Raw genomic sequence first — 15,751 nt, 5'->3', positions numbered from 1 at the left:
CGCGGGCCGGAGGTGATCGTCCGGACGCGCTGTCAGATCCGGGCGGGCACCGGCGAGCCGTGCACGGTGACGTCGAAGGCCTTGAGGTCCTCGCGCAGGTCGGCCTCGGTCTCGCTGGTCGTGGTGACCACCGACGCCCCGTTCCACAGCGCGACCGCGACGAGCGCGGACCGGACGGTCTCGGGCATGTGGGGGTCGACGGCGACGGTGTCCTCGGCGGTCAGCGTCAGGTCGGCGGAGAGCCGCCGGAAGGTACCGAGCAGGTCGGTGTGGCTGTGCAGGGTGGTCAGGACGCTGTTGGCGGACCCCTGGTAGGCGAGGATCCCGTTGTCGAACAGCCCGCGCGCGGGGTCGTACCCGCTGCCGTCGGGGCTGGGCAGCAGCAGCTCGCTGAACGGCGTGGTGTCGGGCGCCTCGCCGAACGCGATGATCTGCCGGACCCGCGAGCGGTCGGCGAGCTCCAGCGCGATCCCGGCGAGGGGGACCGTCACCAGCAGCAGCCGGACGTCCGTCCGCGTGAGCACCTCGATCAGGGTCTCCAGGTCGGAGGTGAGCTCCAGGGGCAGTGCGATGCCGCCGACGGCCATCACCGTGTAGATGGCGGTGTGCCGCTCGGGTGAGACCGGGGCGAGTACCCCCACGACGTCACCGGGGCACATCCCCCTGCGGCTCAGCCCGGCGGCGGCCCGTTCGACGGTGACCGCGAACGACAGGGTGTCCACCGGGCGGCCGTCCCGGGCCGGGGCCACCGTCGCGCGCCCGCCGCGGCGCCGCAGGCGGTCGGCCAGCCCGCCGGTGAGCGACCCCACGGGCCCGGTGCCGTCATCCGCCGGAAACGGCCATTCGAGGCCGGAGCGTCCGGTCAATCGGCCGACCCTCATACATCCCCCACATCCAAGCCGCCACTGCTGGTGAAGTCCGCACCGTCACCGAGGCCGACACCCGCGCCCCGACCGGGGCGGTTCCCGCTCCCGGAAGGGCCGGTCGTCATGGGAAAGCCGGTGCGGGCGCCGGCGCGCCGGCCGCGATATCGCCGTCCGGGCTCGTCACGCCCCCTCCACGTGGCGAGCCCGGAGGCACCGTGCCTGTCGGTGCCGCGGGTGCCTCCCCTCTGCGCACCCGCGGACGCACGGTTCTTCAGCGATGCCCCGGAGGTGGCGGAGGAGGCGGGCAGGGCCCGCCCCGTCGCCCCCGCGCCGGACGGGGGCCGACATCGGCCGGCTGTTCCATCCCACACGGTCGTCGCCTCCGCGGCTCCCTGGAGATCGGCGCTCCAGGGCGCATGAGGCGCCCTCGTGCCGGTCGCCGTACGGGTCACGGCGGAGTGCGATCTCATGGCTCAGACCCTAGCGTTCTCGCGCGCTTTTGCACATGCATCCTCGTGTGCAGTTGCATATGTAGTTTTTGCGGGTGCGTATGCATGCGACAACGAAAGTGCAGGTCGATATGGGTTTATCGGGAAGCCTTATGGTCGTTGAGCCACGCGGCGATCTGCTTGCGCGAGCTGAACCCCGTCTTGCGGTTGATGTTGGCGACGTGGCGCGCGACGGTGGCGGGAGTGATGAACAGCTGCTCGGCGATGGCGCGGTTGCTCCTGCCCTCGCCGACGAGCCGGGCGATCTCGTGCTCGCGCCGGGTCAGCGTCTGCTCGGGGGACGCCGTTCGGGTGGTCCGGGAGGGCCGCGGCCGCGGCACCCGGCCGGTCTCGGTGATGTGGAGCGCCAGGGCGGCCGCGTCGTCCACACCCATCGCGAACCCCTCGTCCCACCACTGCGACAGGGCCGCGGGCTCGCCGTCGCAGCCCGTACCCTTCAGCGGCCAGGACCGCGTGGCGGTGGCCGGCCCGGTCTCCTCCCGGATGGCGGCGGCCGCCCCGCCCAGGCGGCACGCACCCTCGACCATGCCCTCGCCGGCGGCGACCTTGGCGATGGACGCGAGCGCGGACGCCACGGCGCGGCGCAGCCCGGCGCTGTGGCTCAGGGACAGGCTCTCGGAGAGGTAGTCGAAGGCCTGGGTGGTGGCCCCCAGGGCGTGCGCGATGCGCCCCACGCCGGCCAGACAGCGGGCGAGCTCGGCGGCCGATCCGAAGTCGCGCTGGATGTCCAGCGACTCCCGGTAGCAGCGGTCGGCCCCGGCCAGGTCGCCGCGCGCCTCCGCGGCGATGCCCTGGCCGATGAGCATCGCCCCCACACCCCACCGGTGGTCCATGCCGCGCAGGATCATCATGGACGTGCTGTAGTGCACGTCGGCCCGGTCGAAGTCGCCGCAGCGGGTCGCGAGCATGCCCTGGGTGCCCAGAGCGACGGCCTCGTTCCACAGGTCGCCCGTCTTGCGGGACAGCTCCAGCACCTCGGTCAGCCGCTCGTGCGCCCGGTCGTCGGCGTGCTCCCGCACGTCGACCATGGCCAGCAGGTTCTGCCCCATGATCAGCGACTCGGTGTCGCCGGCGGCGCGGCACCGCTGCAGGCCGGCCTCGCCGATCTCCGACGCGTAGCGCCGGTCGCCCTCGGCTCGGGCGAGTTCGGCGCGGCGCACCATGGCGCGGCCGCGCAGCCCCTCCGCGGCACCCGGAAGTTCCAGAAAGCGGTCGCTCCACACGCCGCCCTCGATGAAGCGGGAGCCGGTCACCCAGAACGGGGACAGGCCGATGCACAGCCGCAGCCCCGCCTCGGCGTCCCCGCGCTCCGCCGACCAGTGCAGCGCCTCGCGGATGTTGTCGTACTCGGTCACGACCCGTGTCCAGGAAGCGAAGCGCTGCGCCCACGGCACGGCGCGGCCCAGCACGGCGCTGCGGCCGAGGTCCTCGGCGATGAGGACCATCTGCTCGCGGTGGCGGAGCCGGAACGCCTCCTCCTCGCCCGCCTCGGCCAGGCGGTGCGCCATGAACCGGCGTACGACGGCCGGGAACCGGTAGCGGACCCGGCCCTGTGCTTCACCGTTCAGCGTGATCAGCGAGCGGCCGGCCAGGGCGGACAGCAGGTCGAGGATCTCGGCCTCGGGCAGGGGGCCGTCCGGGCAGACCCGCTCGGCCAGCTCCAGGTCCCAGTCGGCGAAGACCGCCAACCGCCGCAGCAGAATGCGCTCACGCAGCCCGATCCGCTCGTAGCTCCACCGGATGACCTCGGTCATCAGCCGGGCGCGGTCGGCCGCGCCGGTGTGGCGCGAGTACAGCTCGCCGACTCGTGCGCGGATCTCCGCGGCGATCTCGGGCAGCGGAATCCGGCGCACCCACGAGGCCACCAACTCGACGCAGTAGGGGATGCTGTCGACCGCGCCGCAGATGTCGGCGACGACCCGAAGGTCGTCGGAGTCGGCGCAGAAACCCGGTGACGCCGCTCTGGCGCGGTCGACGAAGAGGCGGACCGCCTCGGAGGACGTGGGGTCGCGCTCCTTCTCGCGGGGCGGCGGGGACAGCGGCGGCACCCGCCAGATGGCCTCGCCCTCCAACCGGACCGGCTCCTCGGCGGTGATCAGCAGCGACACCGAGGGGCAGTCGGCCAGCAGCCGGTGGCAGATGTCGGGGAGCAGGTCGAGGACGGGTCCGCAGCCGTCGAGGACCAGCAGCAGGCGGCGCCGGGCCAGGGCGTCGCGCAGTGTGTACTCCAGGTCGCGACCGGCCTCCTCGGCGACCCCGACCGCGGCGGCGATGCGGGCGACGGCCTCGTCGCGGCCGCGGGCCTGGGCGAGTTCCACCAGCCACACGCCGTCGGGGAAGGAGCCGGTGGCATGGGCGGCGACCCGGAGGGCGAGCCGGGTCTTACCGATACCGTTCACGCCGCACAGCGTGACCACGCGATCCGCGTCGAGCAGCCGGAGGAGGTCGCTGAGGTCACGCTCTCTGCCGACGAAGCTGTCGGAGTCCAGTGGGAGGTTCTGCCGCGCCGGCGCGGTCTGAGGTGCCATGGCCTTCACGCGATAGGCGGTCGGGGGCCGCACTCACCTTGCCTGGAGGCGAGCGCGGTGTGTCGAGTTCGGTGTGGTTCGGGGCGAAACGGAATCTGTACCGGGGTTTTCGGGGGACTGCGGCGTCGATACCTTTGAGCTTCTGTCTTAGTAGGTGTCGATGGCCGGTGCAAGCGATACCGGGAATCTTGTGGACGCGCGTCGGAAGCGTGCTCGGGGCGAGCGGCTTCGGCGGACCGAATCAGGACCCGAGTCCGTGCCGCCGGGCCCATTCCGCGAGCTGGGTCCGCGACGTGAAGAGGAGCTTGCGGAAGATGTTGGCGATATGGCGGGCGACCGTCGCCTGGCTGATGATGAGCCGCTCGGCGATCTGCCGGTTGGTCAGCCCGCCGCCGACCAGCGCGGCGATCTCGCGCTCTCGCGGGGTCAGCACGGACGGAGCGGCCGAGAGCAGGGAGGACGGCAGCTCGGGGGCGCCCTGCGGAGTGTCGGGGGTCGGCGGCGCGTCGATGGGCGGGGGTGGCGCCGAGGGTGGGGTCTCCCACCGGGTGGCCGCTCCGGTGGGGAAGGCCAGGGCCCGCTCGACCACCTGCTCGATGGGCAGGTTGCGCCACGCCTCCCAGGCCTTGTCCGCTGCCTCGGGCGGCAGCATCTCCTTGACCTCGGCCAGCAGGCGCTTCGCGTGGTCGGAGGGCTGGTCGAGCCGGTCGCGCAGGTAGGAGGCGACACCGGCCAGCGAGGCGGCGCGGTCGGCCTGCTCCTCGGCGACCGCGAGCGCCGCCAGGGCCTCCAGGGCGCGGGCGATGCCGCCGCGGCGGCCGGAGGCCACGCTGATCCGCAGGCAACTGGAGAAGTGGCGGCGGGCCCCGGGGATGTCGCGCCGGGCCAGTTCGAGGTAGCCCACGGCGGCCGTGCAGCGGGCGGTCTCGGGGGCCACCCCGAGCTCGGCGAAGAGCCGCAGCGCCTTGTCGAGCCGGCGGGTCGCGTCGTCGAGGTCGCCGCGCTCCGTGGACAGGATGCCCAGCCGGTTCAGGCAGCGGGCCACCGACCACTGGTCGCCGATGGATTCGCCGATGCCGATGCTGGCGTTGAGCAGCTGCTCGGCGGCCTCGTTCTCGCCGCGACGCTTGGCGACGCGGGCGAGCACGTCCAGCGCCGTGACCTCGGTGAAGTGGTCGTCGACCTCCTTGGCGGCGCGGAGCGCCCGGTGGCCGTAGTCGTAGGCCTTGGCGTTCTCCCCGGTGCGCACCGCCATGGTGCACAGGGCGGACAGCGCGACGGCGGTGGCGTGCGGGTCGCCGCACGCGCGGGCCAGCACCAGCGCCTCCTGGGCCGAGGCGTCGGACGCCTGGGCACCGTCGACGTCCAGGCACAGTTCGGCGTACAGGGCCAGCCCCCGGGCGCGCACCGGCCGCGTCTGCCGCTCGGGGTCGGTGTCGAGCAGCTCCCTGAGGTGCGCGCTGCCGTCGGTGAACAGCTCGCGGACGAACCAGTAGGTGCGGAGCGCCAGGCACAACCGGATGCCCTCCTCGGCGCGGCCCTTCCGCTTCACCCAGTCGAGCAGGCGCGTGGCGTTCTCCCTGTCGTGGTCCAGCCGCCGCAGGTAGCGGAGCCGGTCGGGCCAGGGCAGTGGGCCGCCGACGGCGGCGGCCATGTTCTCCGCCCAGCACACCGACTCGCGCAGGCAGCGCTCCCACAGCTCGTCCTCCTCCCCGGCCTCGGCCAGCCGTTCGGCGGCGTAGGCCCGGACGGTGTCGGGGAGGCGGTAGTTCACGGTCCCGTCGACCTCGTTGTCGACGACGATCAGCGACTTGTCGACCAGGGAGCAGTGCAGGTCGAGGACGTCCTCGCGGTCGATGCCGTCGTGCGAGCAGACCTCCTCGGCCATCTCCAGGCTCCAGGTGCAGAACACGGCCAGCCGGCGCAGCAGCACCTGCTCGGCCTCGGTCAGCAGGTCGTGGCTCCACTCCAGGGCCCCGCGCATGCTGCGCTGTCGGGCCGGCAGGTCGTGGCCGTCGGTGGCGAGCAGCCGGAACCGGTCGTCGAGGCGGTGCAGGATCTGCTGGACGGACAGGATCCGGATCCGGGCGGCGGCCAACTCGATGGCGAGGGGGACCCCGTCGAGCATCCGGCAGACGTCGATGATCTGCTCGGAGTTCTCCCGGGTCATCGCGAAGCCGGGGCGCACCGTGTGGGCCCGGTTGACGAACAGCTGCACCGCCTCGTAGCGCAGTGCCTCGCGGTGCGGGAGCCGGACCAGGGCGCTGCCGGACACCGCCACCGGCGCCGGCCGGGCGGGCAGGGACAGAGGAGGGACCCGCCAGATGTTCTCGCCCGTCACGCGCAGCGGCTGGCGGCTGGTGGCCAGGATGCGCACGCCCGGGCAGCTCTCCAGGAACCGCCTGCACAGATCGCCGATGGCGGCCGTGGCGAGCTCGCAGGTGTCGAGCAGGAGCAGCACGCGCCGCGGGCGCAGCGACGTGACGACGGCTTCGGCCGTCTCCTCCCCGTGGCCCTCGCGCACCCGCAGCACCCGCGCCACCGAGCGGACCACCTGCTCGGCCGTGGTGCTCTCGCTGAGGTCGACGAACCAGGCGCCGTCGGGGAACGTGGACACCAGCCGGTCGGCCACGTGGACGGCCAGCCGGGTCTTGCCGATGCCGCCGGTTCCGGTCAGCGACACCAGCCGCGAGTTGCCCAGAAGGCGGCACAGATCGCTGATGTCGCGTTCGCGTCCGATGAAGTCGTCGGCGGACAGGGGCAGATTATGGCGAGGGTCTGACATGGCCTCGTTCACTGGGCGGCCGCGTTCCACGGAGCCGTTCGGGCGCGCAGGCGGGGCGCGCCGGCGCGGGCGTGGGCACTGGTTCGTAGTGTTCCATGCGGAGGGGCGCCTGTCTGCAGCGGTGACCGATTCCGGTTGCGGGGTGGACTCCAGGGGTCAGGTGAGGCCCATGTTCATCGGCTCGTCAGGCGCACGTCAAGGGAGCACGGGGACGGCGCGGGCGGACCGGACGCGCCGTTCGGCGGCCCGCCCGCCCGGTGCCGGCCCGCGCGGATCACCCTGCGGCGGGTCTGGCGGTCCAGGTCGTGGGGTCGGCCTCGTTCTGCTCGCCGGTGGTCAGATCCTTCACCTCGTGCTTGCCGCCGTCCTCGAACGGCGGGAACCAGACGAAGGGCACGCCCTTCTTGGACGCGTACTGGATCTGCTTGCCGAGCTTGGCGGCCTGGTGGAAGACCTCGGTGTTGAACCCCCGCCCGCGCAGCACCGCGGCGGTGCGCAGCGCCTCGCCGCGGCGCTCGGCGCTGGGCACGACGACCATGACGTCGGTCGGGCAGGTGCGCCCGCCGGTGATCCGACCCTCGGCGACGAGCTTGGCGAAGATCCGGGTCAGGCCGATGGAGATGCCCACGCCCGGAAGCCTGCGCTTGATGAACTGCCCGGCGAGGTCCTCGTAGCGGCCGCCCGCGCAGATGCTGCCGTAGCCCGGGTCGTCGTCGAACGCGGCCTCGTAGACCGTGCCGGTGTAGTAGTCCAGGCCGCGGGCGATGGACAGGTCGGCCACGACGCTGCCGTCGGGCAGGTCCGACAGCGAGTCCAGCACGAAGCCGAGCTCGTCGAGCCCCTCGGTGAGCAGCTCGGAGGTGACGCCGAGCTTGCGCACCTGGTCGATGACCGAGGTGTCGGCGCCGCGGATGCGGGCGAGCTCCAGGCAGGCCGAGATCTGCTCCTCCGACAGCCCCGGGTGGCCCTCGCCCGGGTCGGCCAGGATGGTGCGCACACCCTCCTCGCCGATCTTGTGCAGCTTGTCGAGGGCGCGGATCACCGCGAGCGGGTCGTCGATGCCCAGGCCCTCGTAGAAGCCCTGGAGTACCTTGCGGTTGTTGACGCAGATCGTCCAGGCCGGGATGTCCAGGCCGGAGAGGACCTCGTGCACGATGCGCGGCAGCTCGGCGTCGAAGTGCAGCGGGACGCTGTCGACGTTGATGACGTCGATGTCGCACTGGGTGAACTCGCGGTAGCGGCCCTCCTGCGGGCGCTCGCCCCGCCACACGCGCTGCATCTGGTAGCGCTTGAACGGGAAGACCAGCTCGTTGAAGTGCTGGGCGACGTAGCGCGCGAAGGGCACCGTGAGGTCGAAGTGGAGCCCCAGCCGGGCGGCGGTGTCCTCTTCGTCCCCGTCGTCGGCCTGCAGCCGCTGCAGCGTATAGACCTCCTGGGAGGTCTCGCCCTTGGCCAGCAGCACGTCGAGGTTCTCCACCGAGGGCGTCTCGACGGACGCGAAGCCGTAGCGCTCGAACCCGGCACGGATATGGTCCAGCCAGCGCTGCTCCACGGACCGGATCTCGGGCGACCACTCGGGGAAGCCGCTGATGGGCGTGGGACGGACGACGCGCTGATCGGACATGGGTGCGGAGGGCTCCTTAGGGCTGGCGCCGGCGACGCGGCGCCTCGGGATCTTTCGCGCCGGCCGCCCCTGGGGATCCGGTGCGGATCGGGTCGGCCGCGATGAGCTCAATGGTAGGCCCTCACCCGGCGCGACGGGGAACCGACAGCCGAGGTGAGCGGGCCCGGCACGCGCGGCGGAGGCGCCGGGTGGCGGCCGCGTGCCGCGGCGATGAGGCCCCACCGGCTCACGTGGACGGAGTGCGCGCCGGTGGGGCCGTCGGGCACGGGGGAGCATCGACCGATACGGGCCGGCGTCGCGGTGCGACGTCGGCGAACGGCCCCACGCTCGGCGTGCCGGCGAGGTCCGTCCCGTCGCGGCCGCGACACCGTCACGTGCCAGGTGCGCGGTCGCGGTCGCTGCAGGGGCGTGCCTCTTCTTCACGTTAGACCTCGGAGAGAGCGAGGCCCAGTATTCGCGGCGGCCGAAATGGGCCGCTCACAATGTCATAAAGCCGGGCAATGTGGGCATGACGTTTGACTGGGGGTCCTTGACATCGCGGCCGGGGGGATTCTGCGTGCGGATCCGGAGCCGCCGATACCGGGCACCGGATGTGCGCCGCGTCTCATGCCGGGGAAACTGTGGCGAAGCGGTCACCCGACGGAGCCCCGCGGTGCTAGGTTCACTCCGTGGTATTGCTATCCAGTGGGCCACGATCCCCGAACGGCGCAGGGTCCGCGTCCGCAGAACGCCTCCGAGAGAATTCGCTGCGCCGGACCACGTGCCGTGAGGACAAGAGGAACCAGTGAACGAGTCGCCGAAACTCTCCACCAAGATCATCGTCGCCGGCGGTTTCGGTGTCGGCAAGACCACCCTGGTCGGGGCGGTCTCGGAAATCCCGCCGGTGCGGACGGAGTCCGCCGTCACCTCGGCGGCCGCGGGGATCGACGACCTTTCCAAGACCCCCGACAAAACGAGCACCACGGTCGCGATGGACTTCGGGCGGATCTCGCTCGACACCGACCTGACCCTGTTCCTCTTCGGCACCCCCGGCCAGCAGCGGTTCTGGTTCATGTGGGACGACCTGGTCCGCGGCGCCCTGGGAGCGGTCATCCTCGTCGACACCCGCCGCCTGGAGGACTCCTTCCAGGCCCTGGACTATTTCGAGAAGCAGTACAGACTGCCGTTCATGATCGCGGTCAACGCCTTCGACGACGACCCGGGCTACACCGCCGACGACCTGCGCGACGCACTGGACCTCACCCCGGACGTGCCGGTGATGTGGTGCGACGCGCGCGACCGCCAGTCGGTGCTCAACGTCCTGGTCGCCCTGGTCAAGCATGCGATGGACGTCGAGGCGCGGCAGCGGGGCCAGCTCGTCCACTGAGTCCGCCGACCCCGCTCCGGTGCGTCGGCCGGCCTGACGCCGGGGCGCGGCCGCGGGCGGGAGGGCCGCCGGAACCCCGTCCCCGTGGGCGGTTTCGCGTTTCCGGGCCGTTGCACGACCCCTCTACACTTTCGCTCGCCACGGTCACCGTGATCACAGTCCAGAGGGGCGGGCTCGAATGCGCAGGATCCTGGTGTGCGGCGCGGGCCAGTCGGGACTGCAGCTGGCGCTCGGACTGCTGGACGACGGATACGACGTGACCGTCGTGTCCGCGCGCACGTCGGACGAGATCCGCGCCGGGTACGTCACCTCCACCCAGTGCATGTTCGGCCGGGCGCTGGCGATCGAGCGCGAGCAGCGGCTCAACCTGTGGGACTCCTCCGCCCCCGCCATCGAGGGCCTCGGGGTCTCGGTCGGCGCCGTGGGGTTCGGCGGACGCGCCATCGACTGGCTCGGGCACCTGGACGTCCCGGCGCAGTCGGTGGATCAGCGCGTGAAGATGGCGGGCTGGCTGGAGGAGTTCGAGAGCCGGGGCGGGAAGGTCGTGGTCCACGGTGCCACCGTCGGTGACCTTGAGGGCTACGCCCACCTGTACGACCTGGTGATCGTCGCGGCGGGCAAGGGCGAGATCGTCCACCTCTTCGACCGCGACGACGCCCGCTCCCGGCATACCGCGCCGCAGCGCTCCCTGTCGGTGGTCTACGTGCACGGCATGGCGCCCCGCCCCGAGCACCCCGGCGTCCAGGCGGTCCGCTGCAACCTCATCCCCGGCGTGGGCGAGCTGTTCGTCATGCCGGCGCTGACCCACACCGGCCCCTGCGACATCCTGTTCTTCGAGGGCATCCCCGGCGGCCCGCTCGACGTCTTCGGCGACATCCGCACCCCGGACGAGCATCTGTGGCGGACACTGGAGCTGATGCGGCTCTTCACCCCGTGGGAGTACGGGCGCTGCCGGAACGTGGAGCTGACGGATCCCCGAGCGGTGCTGACCGGCGGCTACACCCCGGTGGTGCGCGGCCCCGTGGGGCGGCTGCCCAACGGGCGGGCCGTGCTCGGCATGGCCGACGTCGTCGTGGCCAACGATCCCATCACCGGCCAGGGCTCAAATTCCGCGAGCAAGTGCGCGGCGCTGTACCGGCAGGCCATCCGGGAGCACGGGGACCGGCCGTTCGACGCGGAGTTCATGGCCCGGACGTTCGAGCGGTACTGGTCCTACGCGCGGCCCGTCACCGAGTGGACCGACGCCATGCTGGCGCCACCGGCACCGCACATGCTGCGGCTGATCGAGGCCGCCGAGCGCCACAGGGGGATCGCCGACCGCTTCGCCAACGGCTTCGACGACCCGACCGACCTGGAATCGTGGTTCCTGGACCCGGTCGGCGCCGCGCGCTACCTCGCCTACATCACCATGTACGAGGATTGAGTGGGGCGGCGGCCGCCCGATCCGGCGAGGGCGCGCGCCCGTGACCATCGGGGATGGAGTGGGAAGGTCGACGGACACGGGCGCGCGGGCTCATCGGCGACGGTGGCGCCGCACCCCTCGCGGTGCGGCCGGGTCTCCCCGGTGGCCTCCGGCGCGGTTTCCGGTGCGGATCCCGCCCTACCCGACGCCCTCGGTGAGCAGCACCTCGGTGCGCTTGCGGACGTCCTCGTCGTCGAGGCCGCGGATGGTGACCGTGGTGCGGCGGCGCAGCACGTCCTCGGGGGTGACCGCCCACTCGTGGTCGCGGGCGAAGACGACCTGCGCCCAGATGTCCGGGCCGTCGGGGTGGATGCGCTCACCCAGGGCGGGGTCGCGGCGCACCAGCTCGGCGATGTCCATCGACACGCTGCCGTAGTGGGTGGCCAGGTGCCGGGCGACCAGCGGGTCCATGCGCACCGGCGGCTCCTGGTCGACCACCAGCCGGTGGGCCACCGCGGCCGGGCTCCCCAGCCCCGGCAGCGGGACGGTCTTGAGGGTCGGGCTCATCTCCTCGGCCAGCGGCACCGAGCCGAGCGTCTTGAGCCGCTCGATGACCATCTGGCCGATGTGCCGGTAGGTCGTCCACTTGCCGCCGGCGACCGACAGCATCCCGCCGCGGCCGCGCGTCACCACGGTCTCGCGCTTGGCGGAGCTGGTGCCCCCGGGGCCGCCGGGCAGCACGCGCAGGCCGGCGAAGGCGTAGTTGATCTTGGCGGGGTCGAGCTGGGCGGAGTCGATCGCGGTGCTCGCCTCGCCGAGGATCTGGTCGATGTCGCTCTGCACCACGCCGACCTCGGCCGGGTCGCCGACGTACTCCTCGTCGGTGGTGCCCAGCAGCAGCTGGCCCTCCCACGGGATGGCGAAGGAGACGCGGTACTTGTCGACCGGGATGGTCAGGGCGGCGCGCCACGGTCGGTCGGCTTTGACGACCAGGTGCGCTCCCTTGGACAGCCGGATACTGGGGTCGGCGGCGGCGTCCTCCATACGGCGCAGGTGGTCCACCCACGGGCCGGTGGCGTTGAGCACCAGGCGGGCGTCGATCCCGAACTCCGCGCCGTCTACGCCGTCGCGCAGGTCGGCGCCGGTGACCCGGCCGTTCGTGGTGCGCAGGCCCTCCACGCGCGCGTGGTTGAGGACGACGGCACCGGCGTCGACGGCGGCGCGCACGGTCATGATGGCCACGCGGCTGTCGTTCATCTGGTGGTCGCCGTAGGCGGCCACGGCCTTGAGTCCCTGGGTCTTGAGACCGGGAGCCAGGCGCTGCGCGTTCTGCGGCGACTTGACGTGGCCGACACCGTCGCCGAAGGCGGACAGGGCCGAGTACAGGAAGACGCCGGCGCCCATCTTGGCGGCGCCGTGCGGGCCGCCCTTGTACACGGGCACGAGGAACGGCATCGGGTTGACCAGGTGCGGCGCGACGTCCTTGGACAGGGCGCGGCGCTCTCGGTGGTTCTCGGCGACGAGCTTGACGTTGCCGGTCTGCAGGTAGCGCAGGCCGCCGTGGACGAGTTTCGAGGAGGCGCTGGAGGTGGCACCCGCGAAGTCACCGGCGTCGACCATGGCGACCCGCAGACCGGCCTGCGTGGCCATCCAGGCGACGGACGTCCCGAGGATGCCGCCACCGATGACGAGCAGGTCGAAGGTGCCGCGGGTGATCTCGGCGCGGGCCTGCTCCCGTGTGGGGTGGGTGAGCTGGGGCGTGGTGGTCGTGCTCATCTGTGGGTCAACCTGTTCGATCCGGTGGTCGGGTGGGCTCGTCGGGGTGGAGGGTGGGCGCTGTCGGGTCGTGGGCGGATGCGTCGGCGGCCGCCCGCCCCCGCGAGACGCCGCCAGTGGTGCGGCGCGTGCCCTAGTGTCGGCTCTCTCAGGCCCCGACACCCCGGCGGGCGCCGCATCTTCGGCTGTGTCGGCCGACGTGCCGGTCCATCTACAGGCGGAAAGCGCGGATAACACTGTCGACCATCGTTCGACAATGTCGAACGTATAGGAAAAGAGTGCATCCGCCGAACGCGGGTGTCAACTCCCCCTTTTTCCCTATATGCGCTCCGCAACCGAACGTGGCGCCCCGGGGTCTCGGTGTCGCGGTCGGGCCGATGTTCCGCCTTCCGCGTGCGGCATCGCCGAAGGCAAGGGGCGCCCGGACCGGAGCCGCGGTCGCACGGTGCGGCACGGCGGGGAGACCCGGCGGAGACCCAATCGTGAACGTGCGAGGGAACCCGGTCGCGTCCGGCGGCGTTACTCTTGCGTGGTGTTCGGACGAATGGCTGAGAGCGTCCGCCGGCTCCTGGGCAAGCCCGGCGCGGTGGACGTGCGGCCCTATACCAAGCTTCTGCAATCGATCGAGGCCCGTGAGCCCGAGCTTCGCGAGCTCAGCGATGCCGAGCTCACCGAGAAGGCCACCGAGCTCGGCAACGCCGAGCTGCCCTACGAGCGCGACGATCTGATCGAGCTGTGCGCGGTGGGCCGCGAGGCCGCGCGCCGCACGCTCGGCGAACGCCCCTTCGACGTCCAGCTGCTGGGCGTCATGGCGCTGCTCGACGGACACATCGCCGAGATGGCCACCGGCGAGGGCAAGACGCTGGCCGGCGCGCTCGCCGCCGCCGGGTTCGCCCTGCGCGGCCGCAGCGTGCACGTCCTGAGCGTCAACGACTACCTGGCCCGGCGCGACGCCGAATGGATGCGCCCGCTCTACGACCTCCTCGGCGTGGCCGTCGCGTGGATCGGCGAGGAGTCCACGACGGCGCAGCGGCGCCTCGCGTACTCCGCCGACATCACCTACGCGTCGGTCAGCGAGCTCGGCTTCGACGTCCTGCGCGACCGCATGGCCACCGACCCCGAGCAGCGGGTCGTGCCCGAGGCGGGCGTCGCCCTGATCGACGAGGCCGACTCGGTACTGGTCGACGAGGCCCGGGTCCCCCTCGTGCTCGCGGGCGCGGCCGAGAGCTCCGAGGCCGACGAGGAGATGGCCGAACTCGTCCGCACGCTCAAGCCCTCCGTCCACTACGAGATCGACGGCGACGGCCGCAACGTCCAGCTGACCGACGCGGGCATCGACACCGTGGAGCGCGCGCTGGGCGGCGTCGACCTCTACTCCGAGGACGACACCTCCGTCCTGCCCCGCGTCAACCTCGCCCTGCACGCCCACGTGCTGCTGCAGCGCGATGTCCACTACGTCGTCCGCGACGGCGAGGTCCGCCTGGTCAACGAGTCCCGCGGCCGCATCGCGCTGCTGCAGCGCTGGCCCGACGGCCTGCAGGCGGCGGTCGAGGCCAAGGAGAAGGTCGCGGTCAGCGAGACCGGGGAGGTGCTCGACTCGATGACCGTGCAGGCGCTGGTGCTGCGCTACCCGACCCGCTGCGGCATGACCGGCACCGCCATGTCCGTCGCCGAGCAGCTGCGCGAGTTCTACGAACTCGAAGTCGCCGTCATCCCGCCGAACAAGCCCAACGTCCGCGTCGACGAGGACACCCGCCTGTACGCCACGCGCGAGGAGAAGGAGGACGCCCTCGTCGACGAGGTCACCGAGGTGCACGCCACCGGTCGGCCCGTCCTCATCGGCACCCAGGACGTCGCAGAGTCCGAGCTGCTGGCCAAGCGCCTGGCCGACGAGGGCCTGGAGTGCGCGGTCCTCAACGCCAAGAACGACGCGGACGAGGCCGCGATCATCGCCGAGGCCGGCCAGTACGGCGCCATCACCGTCTCCACGCAGATGGCCGGACGCGGTACCGACATCCGGCTCGGCGGTAGCGACATGAGCGACCGCGACCGGGTGGTGGAGACCGGCGGGCTCTACGTCATGGGCTTCGGCCGCTACCCCAGCAGCCGCCTCGACGACCAGCTGCGCGGCCGCGCCGGACGCCAGGGCGACCCCGGCGGATCGGTCTTCTTCGTCAGCGTCGAGGACGACCTCGTCGCCAACAACGTCCCGGAGACCACCGGCTACCGGCCCGAGGCCGACGGCGAGATCACCGACCCGAGCTGGCTGAGCACGGTCGACCACGCCCAGCGGGTCTCCGAGGGGCAGCTGCTGGACATCCACCGCAACACCTGGCGCTACAACAAGCTGATCGACGTGCAGCGCAGTGTCGTGCTGGAGCACCGCGAAGCGGTGCTCACCGAGGCCCTGGGCGACAAGCAGCTCGCCATCGACTGCCCGGCCCAGCACGCCGACCTGGTGGAGGAGGTCGGCGCGGAGGAGGTCGCCCGTGCCGCCCGGCTGATCACGCTCTACCACCTCGACCGCGGCTGGACCGACCACAACGCGTTCCTCGCCGAGCTGCGGGAGGGCATCCACCTGCGCTTCCTGGGCCGCCGTGACCCACTCGACGAGTTCAACCGCGACGCGGTCCCGGCCTTCAAGGGCTTTCTCGACGGCGCCCGCGCCCGCGCGGCGGAGACCTTCGCCGAGGCCGAGGTCGCCGACGGAGAGATCGACGTCACCGTCATCGGCGTCAAGCGCCCTTCCATGACCTGGACCTACATGGTCCACGACCACCCGTTCAGCACCGACTTCGAAACCGTGGTCGGCCGTCTCAAGGGCTCCGGCTCCCGCCGGAACGGCGACACCTAGCCCGAGCCGCGCCCTTTCCTCTCCTCCGTGCGATGATCATG

Annotated in this window: 8 protein-coding genes; 3 read left to right on the top strand and 5 right to left on the bottom strand. The window is 72.1% G+C overall.

Going from position 1 to position 15,751, the window contains the following annotated elements; translation table 11 throughout:
• Positions 1–32 precede the first annotated feature (32 nt).
• From HNR23_RS14985 to hisS, 4 genes are all read right to left on the bottom strand, one after another.
• A complete protein-coding gene (locus HNR23_RS14985; RefSeq protein ID WP_184076164.1) occupies positions 33–866 on the bottom strand; it encodes an AMP-binding protein in 834 nt (277 codons plus the stop codon).
• Positions 867–1,452: 586 nt separating this feature from the next.
• Positions 1,453–3,903 carry a LuxR C-terminal-related transcriptional regulator gene (locus HNR23_RS14980; RefSeq protein ID WP_184076163.1) on the bottom strand — a complete coding sequence of 817 codons (2,451 nt, stop codon included), beginning with the start codon at positions 3,901–3,903 and terminating at the stop codon, positions 1,453–1,455.
• Positions 3,904–4,144: 241 nt separating this feature from the next.
• Positions 4,145–6,688, bottom strand: coding sequence for a LuxR C-terminal-related transcriptional regulator (locus HNR23_RS14975; protein WP_184076162.1), 2,544 nt, complete (start codon positions 6,686–6,688; stop codon positions 4,145–4,147).
• A gap of 274 nt (positions 6,689–6,962) precedes the next feature.
• Positions 6,963–8,312, bottom strand: a complete 1,350-nt coding sequence (gene hisS, locus HNR23_RS14970) for a histidine--tRNA ligase (RefSeq protein ID WP_184076161.1) — start codon at positions 8,310–8,312, stop codon at positions 6,963–6,965.
• A gap of 784 nt (positions 8,313–9,096) precedes the next feature.
• Between hisS and HNR23_RS14965 the strand changes: the two genes are divergently transcribed.
• Complete coding sequence (locus tag HNR23_RS14965; protein ID WP_184076160.1) at positions 9,097–9,678, top strand: ATP/GTP-binding protein; 582 nt, start codon at positions 9,097–9,099, stop codon at positions 9,676–9,678.
• Between the two features lie 178 nt (positions 9,679–9,856).
• Positions 9,857–11,101 carry a styrene monooxygenase/indole monooxygenase family protein gene (locus HNR23_RS14960; protein ID WP_184076159.1) on the top strand — a complete coding sequence of 415 codons (1,245 nt, stop codon included), beginning with the start codon at positions 9,857–9,859 and terminating at the stop codon, positions 11,099–11,101.
• 177 nt (positions 11,102–11,278) lie between these two features.
• Here the strand turns inward: HNR23_RS14960 and HNR23_RS14955 are convergent, their stop codons facing one another.
• Positions 11,279–12,856 carry a glycerol-3-phosphate dehydrogenase/oxidase gene (locus HNR23_RS14955; RefSeq protein ID WP_184076158.1) on the bottom strand — a complete coding sequence of 526 codons (1,578 nt, stop codon included), beginning with the start codon at positions 12,854–12,856 and terminating at the stop codon, positions 11,279–11,281.
• A 544-nt stretch (positions 12,857–13,400) separates the two neighbouring features.
• Here HNR23_RS14955 and secA2 point away from each other — a divergent pair.
• A complete protein-coding gene (gene secA2 / locus HNR23_RS14950; RefSeq protein WP_184076157.1) occupies positions 13,401–15,710 on the top strand; it encodes an accessory Sec system translocase SecA2 in 2,310 nt (769 codons plus the stop codon).
• Positions 15,711–15,751: the final 41 nt, after the last annotated feature.

The sequence above is a fragment of the Nocardiopsis mwathae genome (assembly GCF_014201195.1).
Classification (GTDB): Bacteria; Actinomycetota; Actinomycetes; order Streptosporangiales; family Streptosporangiaceae; genus Nocardiopsis_C; species Nocardiopsis_C mwathae.
Note: the sequence above shows the minus strand (reverse complement) of the source record. Positions and strands in the feature narration are given on the sequence as shown.

Bases quoted from the DNA above. Each gene is read 5' to 3' on its own strand.
- HNR23_RS14980 (WP_184076163.1), bottom strand. From the start codon at position 3,903: ATGGCACCTCAGACCGCGCCGGCGCGGCAGAACCTCCCACTGGACTCC.
- HNR23_RS14975 (WP_184076162.1), bottom strand. From the start codon at position 6,688: ATGTCAGACCCTCGCCATAATCTGCCCCTGTCCGCCGACGACTTCATC.
- hisS (WP_184076161.1), bottom strand. From the start codon at position 8,312: ATGTCCGATCAGCGCGTCGTCCGTCCCACGCCCATCAGCGGCTTCCCC.
- HNR23_RS14960 (WP_184076159.1), top strand. From the start codon at position 9,857: ATGCGCAGGATCCTGGTGTGCGGCGCGGGCCAGTCGGGACTGCAGCTG.
- HNR23_RS14955 (WP_184076158.1), bottom strand. From the start codon at position 12,856: ATGAGCACGACCACCACGCCCCAGCTCACCCACCCCACACGGGAGCAG.
- secA2 (WP_184076157.1), top strand. From the start codon at position 13,401: ATGGCTGAGAGCGTCCGCCGGCTCCTGGGCAAGCCCGGCGCGGTGGAC.